The sequence below is a fragment of the Microbacterium sp. CGR2 genome (assembly GCF_003626735.1).
Lineage (GTDB): Bacteria > Actinomycetota > Actinomycetes > Actinomycetales > Microbacteriaceae > Microbacterium.
This window is the reverse complement of the sequence record NZ_RBHX01000001.1, coordinates 1-16,769: the sequence shown is the minus strand read 5'-3', so window position 1 is coordinate 16,769 and position 16,769 is coordinate 1. Positions and strand designations below refer to the sequence as shown.

General features: G+C 63.7%; 17 protein-coding genes and 1 pseudogene. 12 read left to right on the top strand and 6 right to left on the bottom strand.

The window, feature by feature from the left end:
- Window positions 1–161: 161 nt before the first annotated feature.
- Window positions 162–629: a DNA cytosine methyltransferase gene (locus tag D7252_RS00085; protein ID WP_259461022.1), complete on the bottom strand. Its 468-nt coding sequence runs from the start codon at window positions 627–629 to the stop codon at window positions 162–164.
- Here D7252_RS00085 and D7252_RS20280 point away from each other — a divergent pair.
- Entirely contained in the window at window positions 618–740 is a 123-nt protein-coding gene (locus D7252_RS20280; protein ID WP_259461021.1) for a hypothetical protein, read from the top strand. The genes D7252_RS00085 and D7252_RS20280 overlap by 12 nt on opposite strands.
- Before the next feature lie 317 nt (window positions 741–1,057).
- Window positions 1,058–1,600, top strand: coding sequence for a type II toxin-antitoxin system Phd/YefM family antitoxin (locus D7252_RS00080; RefSeq protein WP_147406672.1), 543 nt, complete (start codon window positions 1,058–1,060; stop codon window positions 1,598–1,600).
- 79 nt (window positions 1,601–1,679) lie between these two features.
- Here the strand turns inward: D7252_RS00080 and D7252_RS00075 are convergent, their stop codons facing one another.
- Together D7252_RS00075 and D7252_RS00070 are read right to left on the bottom strand one after the other, a co-directional pair.
- Window positions 1,680–2,330, bottom strand: coding sequence for a transcriptional regulator (locus D7252_RS00075; protein ID WP_120773543.1), 651 nt, complete (start codon window positions 2,328–2,330; stop codon window positions 1,680–1,682).
- Window positions 2,327–2,722, bottom strand: a complete 396-nt coding sequence (locus tag D7252_RS00070; protein ID WP_120773542.1) for a DNA-binding protein — start codon at window positions 2,720–2,722, stop codon at window positions 2,327–2,329. Before D7252_RS00070 ends, D7252_RS00075 begins: the two co-directional genes overlap by 4 nt.
- Window positions 2,723–2,867: 145 nt before the next feature.
- Between D7252_RS00070 and D7252_RS00065 the strand changes: the two genes are divergently transcribed.
- The 6 genes and pseudogenes from D7252_RS00065 (at window position 2,868) to D7252_RS00040 (ending at window position 10,829) form a co-directional block, all read left to right on the top strand.
- Window positions 2,868–3,947 carry a PEP/pyruvate-binding domain-containing protein gene (locus D7252_RS00065; RefSeq protein ID WP_259461020.1) on the top strand — a complete coding sequence of 360 codons (1,080 nt, stop codon included), beginning with the start codon at window positions 2,868–2,870 and terminating at the stop codon, window positions 3,945–3,947.
- Between the two features lie 20 nt (window positions 3,948–3,967).
- Entirely contained in the window at window positions 3,968–4,570 is a 603-nt protein-coding gene (locus D7252_RS00060; protein ID WP_120773540.1) for a histidine phosphatase family protein, read from the top strand.
- Between the two features lie 143 nt (window positions 4,571–4,713).
- A pseudogene (locus tag D7252_RS00055) lies at window positions 4,714–5,578 on the top strand (helix-turn-helix transcriptional regulator).
- Window positions 5,579–5,613: 35 nt separating this feature from the next.
- Window positions 5,614–9,168 carry a MobF family relaxase gene (gene mobF, locus D7252_RS00050; RefSeq protein ID WP_183055363.1) on the top strand — a complete coding sequence of 1,185 codons (3,555 nt, stop codon included), beginning with the start codon at window positions 5,614–5,616 and terminating at the stop codon, window positions 9,166–9,168.
- 174 nt (window positions 9,169–9,342) lie between these two features.
- Entirely contained in the window at window positions 9,343–9,717 is a 375-nt protein-coding gene (locus D7252_RS00045; protein ID WP_251050532.1) for a hypothetical protein, read from the top strand.
- Window positions 9,718–9,827: 110 nt separating this feature from the next.
- Window positions 9,828–10,829: a nucleotide kinase domain-containing protein gene (locus D7252_RS00040; protein WP_120773539.1), complete on the top strand. Its 1,002-nt coding sequence runs from the start codon at window positions 9,828–9,830 to the stop codon at window positions 10,827–10,829.
- Between the two features lie 17 nt (window positions 10,830–10,846).
- Here D7252_RS00040 and D7252_RS00035 read toward each other — a convergent pair whose 3' ends face one another.
- A complete protein-coding gene (locus D7252_RS00035; protein ID WP_120773538.1) occupies window positions 10,847–11,845 on the bottom strand; it encodes a thymidylate synthase in 999 nt (332 codons plus the stop codon).
- A gap of 6 nt (window positions 11,846–11,851) precedes the next feature.
- Window positions 11,852–12,472, bottom strand: a complete 621-nt coding sequence (locus D7252_RS00030; protein WP_120773537.1) for a hypothetical protein — start codon at window positions 12,470–12,472, stop codon at window positions 11,852–11,854.
- A 68-nt stretch (window positions 12,473–12,540) separates the two neighbouring features.
- Between D7252_RS00030 and D7252_RS00025 the strand changes: the two genes are divergently transcribed.
- The 4 genes from D7252_RS00025 to D7252_RS00010 all read left to right on the top strand — a co-directional run bounded on the left by D7252_RS00025 (window position 12,541) and on the right by D7252_RS00010 (window position 15,903).
- Window positions 12,541–13,353: a hypothetical protein gene (locus D7252_RS00025; RefSeq protein WP_147406671.1), complete on the top strand. Its 813-nt coding sequence runs from the start codon at window positions 12,541–12,543 to the stop codon at window positions 13,351–13,353.
- Window positions 13,350–13,811, top strand: coding sequence for a TIR domain-containing protein (locus tag D7252_RS00020; protein ID WP_120773535.1), 462 nt, complete (start codon window positions 13,350–13,352; stop codon window positions 13,809–13,811). The genes D7252_RS00025 and D7252_RS00020 overlap by 4 nt, the downstream gene beginning before the upstream one ends.
- Window positions 13,808–14,731 (top strand): DUF4231 domain-containing protein, encoded by a 924-nt coding sequence (locus D7252_RS00015; RefSeq protein WP_147406670.1) that lies wholly within the window; start codon window positions 13,808–13,810, stop codon window positions 14,729–14,731. Before D7252_RS00020 ends, D7252_RS00015 begins: the two co-directional genes overlap by 4 nt.
- Before the next feature lie 77 nt (window positions 14,732–14,808).
- Complete coding sequence (locus D7252_RS00010; protein WP_120773533.1) at window positions 14,809–15,903, top strand: CHAT domain-containing protein; 1,095 nt, start codon at window positions 14,809–14,811, stop codon at window positions 15,901–15,903.
- Between the two features lie 21 nt (window positions 15,904–15,924).
- Here D7252_RS00010 and D7252_RS00005 read toward each other — a convergent pair whose 3' ends face one another.
- Window positions 15,925–16,227: a helix-turn-helix domain-containing protein gene (locus D7252_RS00005; protein ID WP_120773532.1), complete on the bottom strand. Its 303-nt coding sequence runs from the start codon at window positions 16,225–16,227 to the stop codon at window positions 15,925–15,927.
- Between the last annotated feature and the right edge of the window lie 542 nt (window positions 16,228–16,769).

The following is a 16,769-nucleotide window of genomic DNA, read 5'->3' as shown; positions in this document are numbered from 1 at the left end:
GCGTGATCGTGACGCTCGCGTGCAGAGGCAGCACCCCGTTGCCGAGCGCCGTGATCTACTGGTCGGGCGTGAGCCCGTGCGCGGAGTTCGTGCCCACCCCTCACCGAGGCCAATGAGCCATTCCACGAACTCCGGTGCTGTCCGTGGTCCTGCGGCGTCGTTCAAGCTTGGGGTGAGGGGCACCGACAAGGGACGCTGGTAGGCCGATCCACTGCGCATCCAGCCCGAGGTCGGCCAAATCGCCGAGTACGGCGCCGGCTGCCCGGAGAGGTCGAGCTGCGCTGTCTCCCAGACCCCACGGGTCGGGTTCCAGGTCGCGAAGGGTTGCAGTCTCGGAGTTGCGTGCGCATGTCGGCTCCTTCCAGGGCTGCGCGGACGGCGGGTGAGGACAGCAGGCCGAGTACGTTTTCGATGACGACGAGTTGGGGTTGCAGCGCGTCGATCGCTTCGGCCATGTGCGACCACAGTCCAGAGCGGGCGCCGGGTGCGAGGCCAGCCCGCTTGCCAACCGTCGAACGTCCTGGCATGGAAAGCCCCCCGCACAGCACGTCAACCGGCGGCACAACGGGCCAGCCGATCATGGTGATCTCGCCTAGGGTGGGGGCGTCCGGCCAGTGATGGGCGAACACGCGGGCGACCTTCTCGTCGTTCTAGGAGAACCCGATCGTCTCGGCATCGAGGGCGTGTTCGACGGCGAGGTCGAGCCCGCCGGAGCCGCCGAACAGGGAGCCGACCCGTAGCGGGCGGCCGGGGTGATTGGGCGTCGAGCATGAGGACTCCGGCTGACGGGTGATCCCCGGTCAGACTCCTCGCGGGAAGTCCCTCCGGGCTGGGCAGACGCCAGGTGCTCGCCCACCCGCTCCACAGGCGGCGCCTTCTGCCGTGCCCTCCGCGCACCATGTCAACGAGCAGCCCTCTGTCGTGCCGAGCGACGAGACCCGTTTAAGCCAGCCCCTCCGCAGGCGTCGCTCGGCTCTTGCAGGCGTCACACCTCTTGCAGATCGAGGTGTACTTAGTTGTACACTGTCGTACAACTAAGTACGGAAGGGTGAGGGCGATGACTAGTAAGCGGCCGTTGTATGGGAAGGCGGAAGCGCGGCGTATGTTGCCGGAGCTGGTGGGTCGAGCCCGGGACGGTGAGACGATCCTGATCGGGATGCGAGGCGTGCCGGAGGCAAAGCTTGTCAGCTACCTGACCCCGACGCTCAGTGACGCCGAACTCGCGACTTTGACCCGTGGGCTCGGCGAATCTCAGGCTCATCGAATGTTTGAGGAGCGCTCCCTGGCAAGCGAAAGTGGCGAGGAGAGTGTGTTGCGCGCGGTCCCGGACAACCTGGCCGCTGATGTCGTCAAGGCCTTGGTCTCGATCCCCAGTGGGCGAGACTTCGCCGCCGAGTTTGTTACCTCGCTCGCGATCGTGACCAACCGCCTGTACCAGGAGGAGGATCAGGAGGCGCCGTCGCTGGATCAGTTGCTCGTCGGCATTTCGATGTCCGCAGGCGAGCATCCTGCGTTGTATGAGCAACTTGTCGCGACTGTGATGCCCAAGGTTGCAACCATCTTGCGCCACGTTGCGGATGCCGAACGCGCAACCCCTTAGCGTGCGCGACGCGCGACATTCATCGAGCGGAGACTGATGCCGGCGCAGCCTTGCTGAGGAGGATTGTCGTCCGTGTGCTCTACGCGGAGCCGCTGGGCGTTTCCGTGCGGCGATCGATGCCGAGGGTGGCGACGAGGTCTTCGTGGAGTTGGAACCAGACTCGGTGGCATGAGTCCAACTTGGTCTTGTCGACCCAGTCGTGCTCGCCGTTCACGGCCCGGCGCAGAGCCGAGTTGTAGCGATCTGCGTACCCGTCGAATCGCGCGAGAACTTCCGAAAGGCGCGTGACCAAAGGAGCAAGCTCGTTGCCGAGTAGCGTCAGCTCATCGAGCACTTGCCCGTCCCAGGCCCGGTCGCTGTGCTGGTTGGGCGCGAACCGGTCGTCGTCGGAAGGCTTGATCTGCCAGTCGGTCACAGCGCGCACCAGGCGTGTGTTGAGCGGGAGGAAGTCGCGATAGACGGCTGCGACCGTTTGGTGCGGATCGTTGCGCTCACGCTCGGCTGCCAGCTGATGTTCGTTCTCGAACTTGCCCAGGTCGGTCAGCGACCACCCATCGAGGTCCGCGAACGCGAGATGCTGCACCCAGCCCTCGCGCTCCGCCTCGCGCAATGTGCGCAGCGCCTCGTCCACGCCTGTTCCGGCACGCGCGGCAACCGCATCACCGTCGGCGAAGCCGACGAGTCGAACCGCGTGCAAGACCCGCAGCGCTGACGCCGACTGACAGCTCATGTCTGCTTGTCCTGCCGGGCCGCGAGACGGTTCACATACTGTTGGCACGCTTGCGGTGAGCGGAATCCCATGGCAACAGCGATCTGCGCCCAGGTCAGTCCTTCGCTGCGGGCAACGAAGAGCAGTCCGACTTCGGCCCCCTCGATCTCGGCTCGCGCCGATGGAAGCAGGGTGAGGGCGCTCAGCAACTCCTCGGGTGTCAGATCAGACGCTCGCCAGAGCGCGTACTGCGTCAGATCGACTGCGGTGGGCGGGGCCGGTGCGGGCCGCCACGGGCGCGGTTCGAGCTGGTCTGCGCCCATCGCGAAAATGCGTTCTTGCGCGTCGTGTTCCCGTCCGGCCTGCTCGTGGTCGGTGCTGGCGGGTTGGTCGAGGTCGTGCTTGCGTTCCATGCACCCCATCCTGTTACGATCAACATGATGTTGTCAACAAAATGTTGAGGGAGGTGGAATGTTGACGAGGCTTGCTCGCGCAACTCCGGGGAGTTGCGGAGGGAAGGCAGCGACACTCGGCACCCTGCTGCGCGAGGGCTTGCCGGTGCCTGATGGGTTCGTGGTCCCGCATGACGGTGAGCATGCCGCGGGGATGGAGGTCACTGAGTTTCTTCGCGTCGAAGTTGCCCGAGAGCTCGCCCGAATGGGTGATCCTGTTGTCGCCGTGCGTTCCTCGGCCATGAACGAGGACACCGCCGACGCCTCGGCAGCGGGCCAGTACGAGAGCGTCATCGGTGCTCGGGGAACGGCGGAGGTGTGCGACGCGATAGTGGCTTGCTGGTCATCGGCCGACGCGTCGAGAGTGGGCGAGTACTGGAACCGGGCAACAGTCGGCGCCACACCCTCCGCTCCTGGCATGGCGGTTCTCGTGCAACGCGTGATCGAAGCCGAGGTGTCGGGCGTCATGTTCACGCCTCAGCGGTCAGGAGAGCCGACCAGGATCGAAGCATCCTGGGGTCTGGGCCTTGCCGTCGTGGGCGGAACGGTCGCTCCCGATTCCTATGAGGTGGCGGCGGATGGATCGATCAGGTATTCGGTCGGGAGCAAACAGACCCGTATCGACCTCAACGTCGCGCGCGGCGGCGTCATCGCGAGTGCTGTCGCCGCCGAGGAGCAACAGGCGCGGTCGCTGGACGATGGAACGGTGGCGATTCTGACCGGGCTGGGGAGCCGCATGGCGCAGATCCAAGGCGGCCCGCAAGACATCGAGTGGGCGGTCGCCGACGGCGCCGTGTGGGTGCTGCAAGCGCGACCCGTCACAGCGTCACTTCCTGCCGTCCGGGCTCACGGATCACCGCTCCCATTCAGAACCTTGACGGGAACGCCGGGATCACACGGAACTGTCATCGGGGTGGCCCGGATCGTTCGTGGCCCCTCCGACTTCGCTGCCGTGCAGCCCGGCGAGATCGTGGTGTGTCCGTACACCGATCCTGCCTGGACGCCACTGTTCACGATCGCTGCCGGTGTCGTCACGGAAATTGGCGGAGCCCTCTCACACGCCGCGATCGTCGCCCGGGAGTACGGCATCCCCGCCGTCCTCGGCGTACCTGACGCCCTGAACCTCATCGAGAACGGTCGTCGGATTGCGCTCGATGGAACAGCGGGAACCATCACTCCACTCTGAACGCAAAGGAAGACGTACTCATGGCAACTCGGTATCTCTACATCACTCGACATGGCGACGCGGACGCCTTCGGCAATCTCACCGACACCGGCCGCGAACAAGCCCGGCTCCTCGGAAAACGCCTCGCCCACCTTCCCATCGGTGCGGTCTGGCATTCCCCGCTGCCGCGAGCCGCCGACACAGCCCGAGAGCTTGACTTGTTCCTCGGTGGGAGCAACTCCGTCGCCGAGGCCCCCGAACTCATCGACCACATTCCCTACGTACCCGAACCGGAGGAAACACCCCCGTCGTGGACGCCGTTCTTCGACGGCTACGCCCCGCAGGAGGCAGCCGCAGGCTACGAGATCGCGCAAAGCCTCACCGCTCGGTTCGCTCACGCACCGAAACACGATGACGATGTTCACGAACTGCTCATCACTCACGCCTACCCGATCGCGTGGCTTATCCGAGACGCCCTTGACGCGCCACCCGTGCGCTGGCTCGGACTCAGCAGCGCAAACACCGCCCTCACCGTCATCGAGTACCGCCCCGGTTCCCACCCGAGCATCAGCATGTTCAACGATATGAGCCACCTTCGCCCCGAACTCCGCTGGACAGGATTCCCCCAGACGCTCCAGCCCTGAACCAACCAGGCACCTTCGGGGCAGGGCATCGGATGCGGGCAGGCGCCGCTGCGATCATGGCCACCAGCATCATCCCCGCTCAGGGGCACAGCCAGATTCCGGACCCGTTCGCTCCTGTCATTGCCCTTACCCAGGCAGTGCACATGCCGCAGGTGCCGGTCGCGCATGACTGTGTGAAGCTGATCTTCGTTCGCAGTGGATCGGCGATGTTGCTCGGCGAGTTCGGCGTTGGAGCCCGTCAAGCTCGGCGACGCCGTGGCTTTGGGCGCGAACACGCTGTGCGGCAGTCAACCCGAGGGCTCGATCACCGTCACGACGCTCTGTCTCGACCGGGACTGTGTGATCGATCAAGTGTTCTGGCAGCATTCTGCCTTCTTGGCCGACCGGTGGGAGGCTCAGGACCTCGCCGATGAGTTGTACTCCGAATCTGCTCAAATCCTGCGTCTCGGGGAGGACCGGGCCGAGAGCATGGGGCCGTGGCTCGACGAGCTGGTTGCCCTGAGCCTGGACGGACCATCGCCAGCGAATTTCTACCGGCTTCAAGCACTGTTGTTCGCTGTGCTCGACGTCATCATGCCGTTCGTGAGAACCACGCCCGTGCGACACTCGCCGACTCAACGTACGGTCACTCGGCCCGGCCTATCCTCACCGCTTCGATGTGCACCCTTGCGAACCGAGGCCCGGCAGGCAGCTGGCCTGTTTCACGCCAAACCCGAGCACCGATGGACACTCCACGAGATCGCCGCAGCGGTGCATCTCTCGCCATCGCAGGTCGGCCGAGTGTTCGTCGACGCCTACGGCAAGACCCCGATGACGTATCTCGCGACCGTGCGGGCCGAACATCTGGCACGGCTGCTCCGAGAGACCAACCTGCCGATCGAGTCGGCGATGCGTCAGGTCGGCTGGCGCAGCCGCGGTCACGCCGCCCGAGTGTTTCGTCAGGTGGTTGGCGTTACTCCAACCCGGTATCGCCAGCTCCTCCGAAAGCACCGCCAGACTCCGACTTGATGCTGCTTGCTCGATGCCGGGTGCACCTTCCCGGTATGACGGTCTCGATGCGGGTGATGAGTGCCGGCGACGGCTACAAGTACCTCCTGCGCTCAGTGGCCGCCGCTGACGGTGATCGCTCACTATCGACACCGCTCACGCGCTACTACGCCGAGGCGGGAACGCCGCCCGGACGGTGGCTCGGTTCTGGCCTCGCCGGGCTTGGTGGTGGTCGGTTGGCTGTCGGTGACCGGGTGTCCGAGGCGCAGCTTCAGCTTCTGGTCGGCATGGGCCGCAACCCGGTGACCGGTGAGCCGTTGGGTAAGGCGTTCCCTGAGTACGCTCCGGTGGCCGAGCGGATCAAAGCGCGCGTCGAGCAGCTACCGGACGAGATGGGGCCGGCTGGCCGGGGTGGTGCGGTCGCGCAGATCGAGGCCGAGGAGACCACGCGAGGAAGCCGACGGGCCGTTGCCGGGTTCGACTACACGTTCAGTGTGCCGAAGTCGGTTTCGGTGCTCTGGGGCATCGCCGACGCCGGGACACAGGCGCTGATCGCCCAAGTCCACCACGACGCGGTCGTCGAGGTGCTGGACTTCATGGAGCGCGAGGTCGCCGCCACCCGGACCGGCACCACGGCCGGTGATGGGGCGGTCGCGCAAGTCGATGTGACCGGGCTGGTCGCCACCGGGTTCGACCATTACGACTCCCGTGCCGGTGACCCGCAGCTTCACACCCACGTCGTCGTGTCCAACAAGGTGCAGACCGCGTTCGATGGGAAGTGGCGGTCCTTGGACGGGCGACCGATGCACGCCGCAGTGGTCGCCCTGTCCGAGCACTACAACGCGGTACTGGCCGACCGACTCACCCGCACCTTCGGCCTGGCGTGGGAGACCAGGACGCGGGGCCGGGATCGGAACCCGTCATGGGAGATCACCGATGTCCCAGAAGAGCTGATCGCGGCGTTCTCCACCCGGTCCCACGACATCGAGGCCGAAACCGACCGGCTCATAGCCGACCACGTGGACAAGCACGGGCACAGACCATCGAAGACGACGATCGTGAAGCTCCGCGCGCAAGCCACACTGTCCACCCGGCCGGACAAGGAGGTCCGGTCGCTGGAGAGCCTCGCCGACCAGTGGCGCACCCGCGCCACCACAGTCCTCGGTCATGACGCGACGACCTGGGCTGGCAGCGTGACCGCCAACGACTCCGGGCTGGTGTTGCGGGCCGATGACGTGCCCCTGGAACTGATCGCTGAACTTGGCCAGACCGTGGTCGGCCTCGTGGGAGAGAAGCGATCCACGTGGCGCCGGTGGAACCTGCATGCGGAGGCCTCCCGGCAGACGATGGGATGGCGGTTCGCCACCGCCCGGGATCGGGAAGCGATCGTCGGGATGGTCACCGATTCGGCCGAACAAGCGTCGCTGCGCCTCACCCCGCCCGATCTCGCCACCAGCCCTGCGACGTTCCGCCGGGTGGATAGTACGAGCGTGTTCCGGCCCAAGCACTCGACCGTATTCTCCTCCGAACTGTTGCTTGAGGCCGAGGACCGGCTACTCGACCGCTCCCGCACCATGATCGCCCCCACGGTCCCAGTGGACACGATGGAGAAGACCACCTCCCGCCCTGACGCCGAGGGACGAATGCTCGGAGAGGACCAGGCCGACGCCCTGATGAAGATCGCCGTCTCCGGCCGGATGCTCGACGTGCTGGTCGGCCCGGCCGGTGCGGGAAAGACCACCGCCATGTCTGCCTTGCGGCAGGCGTGGGAGACCGAACACGGCACCGGTTCCGTGGTCGGGCTCGCACCCTCGGCGGTAGCCGCGCAAGTGCTCGCCGACGACCTCGGCATCGCGACGGAGAACACGGCGAAGTGGTGGACCAACCACCTCACCCATGGCACCACCTTCGAGGCGGGTCAGCTCGTCATCATTGACGAAGCCTCCCTGGCTGGAACCCTGTCCCTGGACCGGATAACCCACCTGGCCGAACGGGCCGGGGCGAAAGTGCTGCTGGTCGGCGACTTCGCCCAGCTCCAGTCAGTGGACGCCGGCGGCGCCTTCGGACTCCTCGTGAACGACCGAGACGACACGCCAGAGCTGGTCGACGTACACAGATTCATCAACCCGTGGGAGAAGACCGCCTCCCTTGCCCTGCGTCACGGACGTACCGAGGTGATCGACACGTACCTCAACCACGACCGCATTCGCGAGGGTGACGCCGAAGCGATGACCGACACCGCCTACACAGCCTGGCGCGCTGATCGCGACCAGGGGCTAGTGTCGGTGCTGATCGCCGAGACCCGCGACCAGGTAACCACCCTCAACACTCGTGCCCGAGCGGACCTGATCCTCGACGGCACCCTCACGCCCGGCCGCGATGTCGAACTGAACGACGGCACCACGGCCGGAGTCGGGGACACGATCATCACCCGCCGCAACGACCGCCGGCTACGCACCGGCAAGGACTGGGTGCGCAACGGCGACACCTGGACCATCACCGGCGTCCGCGACGACGGCTCGGTCACCATCCGCAAGACCAGACGCCGGTTCGGGGGCTCCATCGTCCTTCCGGCGGCCTATGTCGCCGAGCACGCCGATCTTGGCTACGCCGTCACCGCCCACCGTGCCCAGGGCGTCACCACCGACACCGCACACGTCCTGGCGGAGCCGACCGCCACGAGAGAAAACTTCTACGTTGCCATGACCCGCGGCAAGCACGCCAACTACGCCTATGTGATCCTCGACCGGGCCGACGAGCACGCCCATCCGCATCCGGCCGACAACCCCGACACCACTGCCCGGTCCGTGCTCTACGGAGTCCTACAACATGCGGGTGCCGAGCTGTCCGCGCACGAGACCATCACCGCCGAACACGAACACTGGGGCTCGATCGCTCAGCTCGCTGCCGAGTACGAGACCATCGCCGCCGCAGCCCAACACGACCGCTGGGTGAACCTGGTTCGCGCGTCCGGCCTGAGCCCTGAGCAAGCGGACACGGCCATCGAGTCCGAAGCCTTCGGGGCGCTCACCGCCGAACTCCGACGCGCCGAAGCGAACCACCACGCCCTCGACACGATGCTCCCGCGATTGGTCGCCGCACGCGGGTTCGCCGACGCCGACGACATCGCCTCTGTCCTGCACCACCGCGTCGCCCGAGCCACCGCACGACCCGCCGGGTCCGGTCGCACGAGGAAAGCGCCGAGGCTGATCGCCGGTCTCGTCCCCGCTGCGCGAGGATCGATGAGCACCGATATGCGGCAAGCGCTGGACGAGCGCCGGGAGCTGATCGAGCAGCGCGCCAACGCCGTCCTGGACATCGCCTTGGACGCGAAAGCCCCGTGGATGAAGCCCCTCGGAACACCACCCCGCGACCCACACAAGACAGCAGCGTGGCGGCAGCACGCAGGCACCGTCGCCGCTTACCGCGACAGGTACAACATCACCGACGACACACCCCTCGGCCCGGCGCCGGAGACCACGGTGCAGAAGATCGACGCTGCCCGCGCACGGACTGCGCTCGAACGAGCGCAGGCGATCACGCAGACTTCTACGTCTGCTGCCGCCCCACGACCGGCAGCCGGGAGGGAGCACGTCGGGCCGACCTTGTGAGCGTGCCGCCACCCAGCCTCTCGGCGACCTCTTTCCCCTGTCGGAGATCGGGCGTAGACTTCGACGTGAAGCGGATTTCTCCTCTGTAACGCGCCGCTTGCGGCAGACCTTCGGGTCACTCTCCAACGCACCGCCTCACCGGACATACCTGTGCGATGGAGAGGAACAAGAGCCATGATCCGTCTGATCTGGGCCGCGAGCGTCCACACCCGCTACTATCTGCGGCGCTACCTGCCCACCAACATCCTGCTGGATGCGATCCGCACCCGCCGCCGCGGGTTGAAGTGGGGCGTCCCGGCGATGCTGCTCGCGATCCCATATTTGTTGATCGCGAACGTGTGCGTCCAGCTCATCGCCGACGGCGGTCCCGGCTGGTTGCACCTGGTCGTGCTGTGGGGCATCTGGAACATGCTCAAGATGCTTTGGGTCGGGCCGATCAGCCTCGTCCTGCTCCTCCGGGCATGCCTTCGGGACCGGCGCATGACGTCGTTTGCCGAGAGCGGTGGCGCCCTCAAGGCCGAGGATGTCCAGCAGACGGTCTCGGTGTAGCTCGACCGCCTGGGGTTCGCGCCGGTAGAGCGAGCCTCTGCGATCGCGCGTCCGGCGCATGGCAGTCTTGAGCCACGGTCGAACCCAGACCCCAAGGACAGGAAGAGCCCATGCGACGCTTGCGTATTGGACGGCGTAACGTCGTGGTCTCTGAAGTATTGCCGTCTTACTGGCGCTTCGCCGCCGAGCGGCAGCATGTCTATCACGCCCGTCTTCGCGGAGAGTCGGCGCCGTGGACCGATGATCCTGTCATCTCACGCTTTCGATTTACGAATGCCTATCGCGCAGCCGATCGCGTGTCGCAGGACCTAATTCGTATCGCCTACGCTGGATCGCAAGAACCACGGGATCTCGTGCTCAGGGTCCTGTTGTTCCGATTCTTCAACAAGCCTTCCACATGGAGCGTACTTGAGGATCGCTTCGGAGAAATTACAGCGGACTCGTTCGACGTCGATGCGTTCAGCGAGGTTCTAGACGGACTACTCTCCCGCGGAGAGCGGGTATATTCCGCGGCATACATCGTTCCGCCTCCTCCATTCGGTGCGGCGAGAAAGCACCGCAATCACTTGCTTCTGGCCGAGCACATGATGCGATCCAGGGTTACTGAACAGCTCACTGGGGCGGCGTTGCTACGCGACGTTTTTGAGACGATCTCTTCATTCCCTTCATTGGGCCCCTTCCTGTCGTATCAACTCGCGATCGACCTGAACTACACGACCCTTCTCGACTTCGGCGAGAACGACTTTGTGGTACCTGGCCCAGGGGCGCGTAGTGGTATTGCGAAGTGCTTCCCAGATCTCGATGGATTGCCTGCCGAAGAGCTGATCCGATGGATGGTGGACACTCAGGAGGAGCAGTTTGAGCAGAACGGTATCGAGTTCGAGAATCTATTCGGCCGGTCGCTGACACTCATTGACTGCCAGAATCTCTTTTGCGAAACAGACAAGTATGCCCGCGTGATGCACCCGCACGTGCGCGGAGTAGGAGGCCGTAGTCGAATCAAGCAGCAGTTCGCTCCACTTGGCTCACCGGGCACACCCTTCTTTCCCCCGAAGTGGGGAATCAACGACCCGGCGGCGTCGGTGACTGCCGGTGCCGTGGCCGTGGTCTAGTACACACAGGACTTTCTCTAGTGGCTCAGTCGCTCAGGACGCCCTAGGTACTCCGCTGCTGCGATCATCAGCCTGCTGTCGCCGATGCCACACAAGCGTCGTTCGAGGTCGGTATCGTCCGCGCCGCGTTTGAAAGCCCAGAACACATCGATCATGCGCGCATAGCCGGTTAGCAGAGGATCGGTGAGGACATAGTTGAGGGCGTCAAGACTATCGCCGGACCGTACGGCCGTCTCTACGCGCATCCACTCTTCCAACTCAGCAGGGAAGTCGTCCCAGGACGTGCTGAACGTCAGAGGTGCAGTGTCGTCCTGGCCGTGGGCTTCCCCTGTGTCGCTCACATGTTGCAACATTTGAGTGGCCGGTTCGAAGTGCCGTTGATACAAGTGGATGGATGAGCTGAAGAACACCAGGCGACCAGGTTCCTGATCAAGCCAATGGGCCATCATTTCGAGCAAGAGTGTCCATTCGAAGGCATTGATACCCGAGAATCCCCACCAGATATCAGTGCTTCGCGCCGCAATGTGAAGGTCAAGTCGCCCGTCGCGGATGAGGAAGTGGAGCCAGTTGTTGCAAGGAATATCATTGCTACTGACGAAGTCGCGATCGGGATCGAAGATGCTCACGACAGCTCGCCGCGATGATGGGTCTGCTCGCAGGATCGCCACGACTTCGGCCAACTGGTCGATGCCGTTCCAGTCGCGAAGCCGGGGACCATACCCTGCGCGCCAGGTAGTCCCGTCGTCGGAGAACTCGTGTGCGCGTTTCAAGTAGGCGCCGAGGTACCCGAGATCATTCCGTCCAGAGATTACCCACATGCTTTCGGCGATGGACGCGAAGACGTTGTTGTGACGATGCGGCACCACCACATATCGGGCACGGATGTCTTTGATCTCGATGAGTCGTGCTCGTAGCTCACGCGTTGACTGGCCGCGAACCTCGATGTGTTCTCCGAACTCCATGATCGAGCGCAGTTCCTCGACGAAGGCGGCCTGCACGTCCCGGTAGGTCGACATCGAGCATCACTGATCCTGGCCGCTGGCCAGACCGCGCTCCGACAGTGTCTCCAGCACCAGCGCGTGGACAGCATCCTCGGAGGCGCTGTGCACGACAACAGCGACGTCAGGATGCTGTTCGATGAGAGCGCGATAGCCGGCTTCGACGCCTTTGTTGTTACTGCTGTCAAGCTGGTGAGGTTCGAGAAACACGAACACAACAGATGGGACGATCGGGGACCATATCGTGTCGATGAGGTCACGGAAGCTTGCCTCGGAAAGCCCTGACTGCTCGACCGACCCGCCGTACCAGCCGTACGCGATCGTGGACCACCACCAGCGATCCAGCACCAGCGCGCTCGACGCGACCGACTCGGTCAGCCGCCTGATCGACTCCGCGTGACATGCAAGGTGTGCGAGTTGCTGGGCGAGCCCCGACGAGGGCTTCTCGTCTACCTCCTCAGCTTCCAGGGCTGCGTACACACGCTTAGTGAAGCGGCCGAAGCCCCGTGGCATGTGGGCGAAAGCCGCTGACTCTGGGCTGAGGGCCGCTCGGAGACGGCTCAACTGAGTCGACTTGCCGGTTCGATCGAGTCCTTCGAACACCACCACGGCTCCTGGCTGGATCGAGAGTGTCCCTTCGGACATGGGACAGCTCCTTTGCCCGTACAGCGTGGCTTCGTAGAGGTGTCAGAGGTCACCTCTATCATCAAGATATGGGAAGACCTGCGGTCACATCGGCAGGCGCCACGGCGCGTCGCCTCAGCGATCCATGGCGCCCACTCGACGACAGAGGGTCGGGCTACCTCTCGGTTTACTTCTCCGAGCCTCTAGCTCGCTGGCCTGTCCGTGAGATCACTCGCCCAGGCGATAACAAGAGCGATCCGAACATCGAGACAGGCAGTTACGGCCTCTTCTCTACCTGCGAGCCAACGATGCGCAACCGCATCGTGCAGGACGGCGCTGCGACGATCTTCTTCCTGACTACGCGTAAGAAGCACCAGGGTCGCGTGCTGTCCGGGTACTACAAGATCGGCTGGTATACCGAAGGGACGCAGGGCGCGGTCAATCATGACTACGCGCTAGCCGCGAGCGAGATTCGGTTCATCAATCCCATCCTTACGAGGGAACTTCCAGAACCTCTCGCAACAATTTGCTCGGCGCCGTTTCGAACGATGAAGCCGATTGAATTTGAAAGTGTTGCCGCACTGACAAGAATCTGCGACGGTCAACCCGACCAGACCGGCAACTATCTCGACGAGGTTGGGCGGATCGAACGCTTCGCCCGCGCTCGATCCGGCTTTGCCTATCCGTCGTGGGGTCGTGAAACCGGCTTCAATTGGGACGACGCAGCCGACTACTACCAAACCGATGCGGAACTGTCGAAGGTCCCCAATAGCTCCAAGACTCGAAGATGGCGCTGCCGTGAACCCGAATGCGGGTACGTGATCAAGAGCGGCGCATTGCTTAAGCGGTGCCCGCTCTGCAAGAAGACCGCCACGCTCGTGCCAGTGGAGGAAAAGGCATGACACGACGCGTCTTCATCAGTTATCAGCACGCCGATCAAATGAAGGCGCGCGGCCTCAACCTGATGACCTACAACAAGAATGTCAACATCGACTTCACAGGTCGACACCTCCTCGACCCAGTCAAGAGTCGCGACCCGGACTACATAAGCCGGAAGATCAAGGAAAGGATCAGCGGCAGCTCCGCGACAGTAGTGCTCATCGGAAAGAACACCGCTGATAGTGATTGGGTTGAGAAAGAAATCCAATGGAGCAAAGACCAAGGAAAGGGCATCATCGGAATCCGGATCGACCCGGACGCGCCGGTGCCGGATGGCTTGACGGAGTACGGAGCTGAAATACTGAATTGGTACGAGCCAGCTGATGTCAATCAGTTCGACGACGCCATCGAACGGGCGATCTCTGCGACTAGTCGAGGCCGATCGATGCCTACCAACACGATGAGCACGTGCACACGATGAGTGACCATGGCAACTCTTCTGGCCCTACAAACATCAAGCTCCCCGGAATCCACGATGCGGCGAGTGAAGCATCGGGACGCGGACAGACTACCTACGTGCGGCTCAGCGCCCTGCGGCTAATCTCGCTTCTCATAGCCACGCTCGCCGCAGCAATTGGCATCGCCATTGGAAGTTTTGACTTCTCTGGCCTCGTACTTCTCGTCGCGTTCATTGCCGCGGCATTGGCCGAACTCGCCCTGATCCGATTCCAGCCCGAGCGCGACTGGTACTCCGGACGCGCAGTCGCGGAGTCCACGAAGACGCTCGCGTGGCGTTTCGCCGTCCAGGGAGAACCATTCGGGCCAGGTGTCACGGAGGGAGAAGCTGAGGTACTGCTTCGTACGCGAGTCACCGAAGTTCTTCAACGTGGCAAAGACCGAATCAACGTGGGTCCTGGCGATGCCGTCCTCACGGACAGCATGTTGGAACTCCGGCGAGCAGCATTCCCCACACGCAGAGACTCGTACCTCGCACATAGGACGGAGGAGCAGCGCAACTGGTACTCGTCAAACGCGCGAAAGAACGAGACTCGCGCCACAGCCTGGCGGTACGCCCTCCTCCTCGGAGAGTTGCTTGCCATCGTGGCGGCGGCTATTTCCCTCGGTCGTGACGAGCCCTTCGACTTTGCCGGTATCGTCGCCGCCTTCGTCGCTGGCGGAGCCGCCTGGCTAGCAATCAAGCAGCACTCGCAACTGACCTCCGCATACCGAGTAGCGGCTGGCGAACTTGCTGTTCAAGCAGATGTTCTTCGCGGAGTGAGCGCCGAGGAGTGGCCGCAGGCGGTGGCCGACGCAGAGGAAGCCATCAGTCGCGAGCACACCATGTGGCTGGCTACCCGCGGTGAGGAGCCACTGCCACCAAACCGCAATGGCGGAATTTGATGGAAGCTCAAGAAAATCGCTGTCGGCATGGACTGACAAGCGAACAGACTTGCAGAAGAAACGGACGGTGACATCACATGGCCCGTAGCGACCAATTGCGTTCCGACATAGCTCGTCTGGAAACGGCGGTAGCCGGCCACAAGAAGGAGCTGTCGAAGTACCAGAAGAAGACTGACGACGCTTCAGCTAAGGCGCGCAGCGAGCACGCGCGCGCAGAGAAGACCAACAGCGACGCTACGCGGCGCTCGGCACGCAGCGCGGCCGAACGCAAGGAAAAGGAGGCCTCGGATGCGTTGAAGAAGGTGGGCGACATCGGCACAAAGATTGCGAACGCGAGCAAGACGATCGCAAGCAAGCGAACCTCTCTGCGCGGCGCGGAACAGGGCGAGCAACGTGCTCAGGATCGTGCAGACGATCGTCGTCGCCAAAGGGAGAAGACTCACGCTCGGGAGATGGGCAGGCTCACTCGGCCCCATGCGCAGATCCGCTATGTCGAGGTACAGCCGCCCAAGCCTGAACCACTGCGAGTGCTCTACCTCACAGCAAATCCTCAGGCCGTGGAAACTGTCATCGAGCATCCGGACGGATCTACTGAATCGAACGGCGTCTGGCTGCGCGTAGACCAGGAGGTGCGTCAGGTGAAGCAGGCGTTGAGAGCGTCAAAGCTCCGAGACTTGGTGACGATCGAGCATCTGCCCGCGGCGACCGGATCAGACTTGATCGACGGCCTCAACGATCACAGGCCACATGTCGTTCACTTCTCAGGCCACGCCTCCTTCTTGGGCGTACTCCTGGAGAACGAGGAAGGCTCAGTAGATGGTGCCGAAGTAGAGTTCGGCCTTCTCGCCCAAGCGCTTGGCGCCACTGACCAGCCTCCCCAACTCGTCGTACTCAATGCCTGCGAGAGTCTCGAAGGGGCCGATGATCTCTTGCAGACGGTCCCGACGGTCATCGGGATGTCAGAGTCGATCACGGATATTGCTGCCGTGATGTTCGCCGCGAGGTTCTACGCCGCAATCGCCTCCGCGCAGTCAGTTGCTTCGGCAGTCGAGCAGGCGAAGGTCGCTATGCAGATGGCGTCGCTCGGGGACTCTCACCTGCCTGAGATTCGAAGTCGGGATGACGCAAACCCTGCTGAGCTGATCTTGGTGACACGACCACCTGGTAGCTGACGGCAAAGACGGTTCGGCGGATCAGATTTGACGACGACTCCCGGTGCGCACCGCGCCACCGCACGCGAGCACTGCGGATCGCACGGCCTCGTTGCTGATGCCGAGTTGGTCCGCGACCTGAGCGAGAGCCAGACCGTCCGTGTAGAGCCGGGCAGCGTCCTGTCGGATCAGGTCGGCCAGCTGGGGCTGGCGTGCCACCATTCCAGCCTGCCGAGCTATCTCGCGTACCGTGCCGCGGTGCACCTTGAACCGCGTAGCCAGCTCTCGCACCGGCACGCCGGCAGCGTATCCGGCGAGCAGCTCAGCCCGATTGGAGACGCTCAAACGGGTTTGAGGCTGACGAGAATTTTCCCGTACCGGGCCGCGCTGATCGGTGATCCGAGTAGCCCGCTTACGCGGTCGACGAGCCCGCGATCCGCGCAGGACACGGGAAATCAGCGAGCCGAGCGGCTTCCGGGGGTTTGAGAAGCTACTACGGAGGTCCACAAGACAAGAAAGCCCCTGGCGAAAGCCGGGGGCTTTCTTCGTACACGGAGGGGAGTGCTCGAGCCCGAGCGGAGGGCATGAGCGAAACCGGGCCCCGACCTCCGGCCAGCCCCGTGTTTCCGGGGGCACGGTGGACGACACGCCCGGCGGTCAGCCAGGATTTGCCGGACTCCCGAGATCCGCGTAACTTATTACTTGTTCGCCCCAAAGGGTTGAGCGAAAGCCTCCGGGCCGGCTCCCCTCAAGCATCGAACACCTCCCGAATCGAGAACCACTCAGTGAGTGATCTGGATGAAGGAACTGACTCGTTCCCTCGAGTCAGTCGCCGGAAGGCGATTTGACAACAGGGAAAAGATCAGTAAGATAGAGAAGTTGCCCTT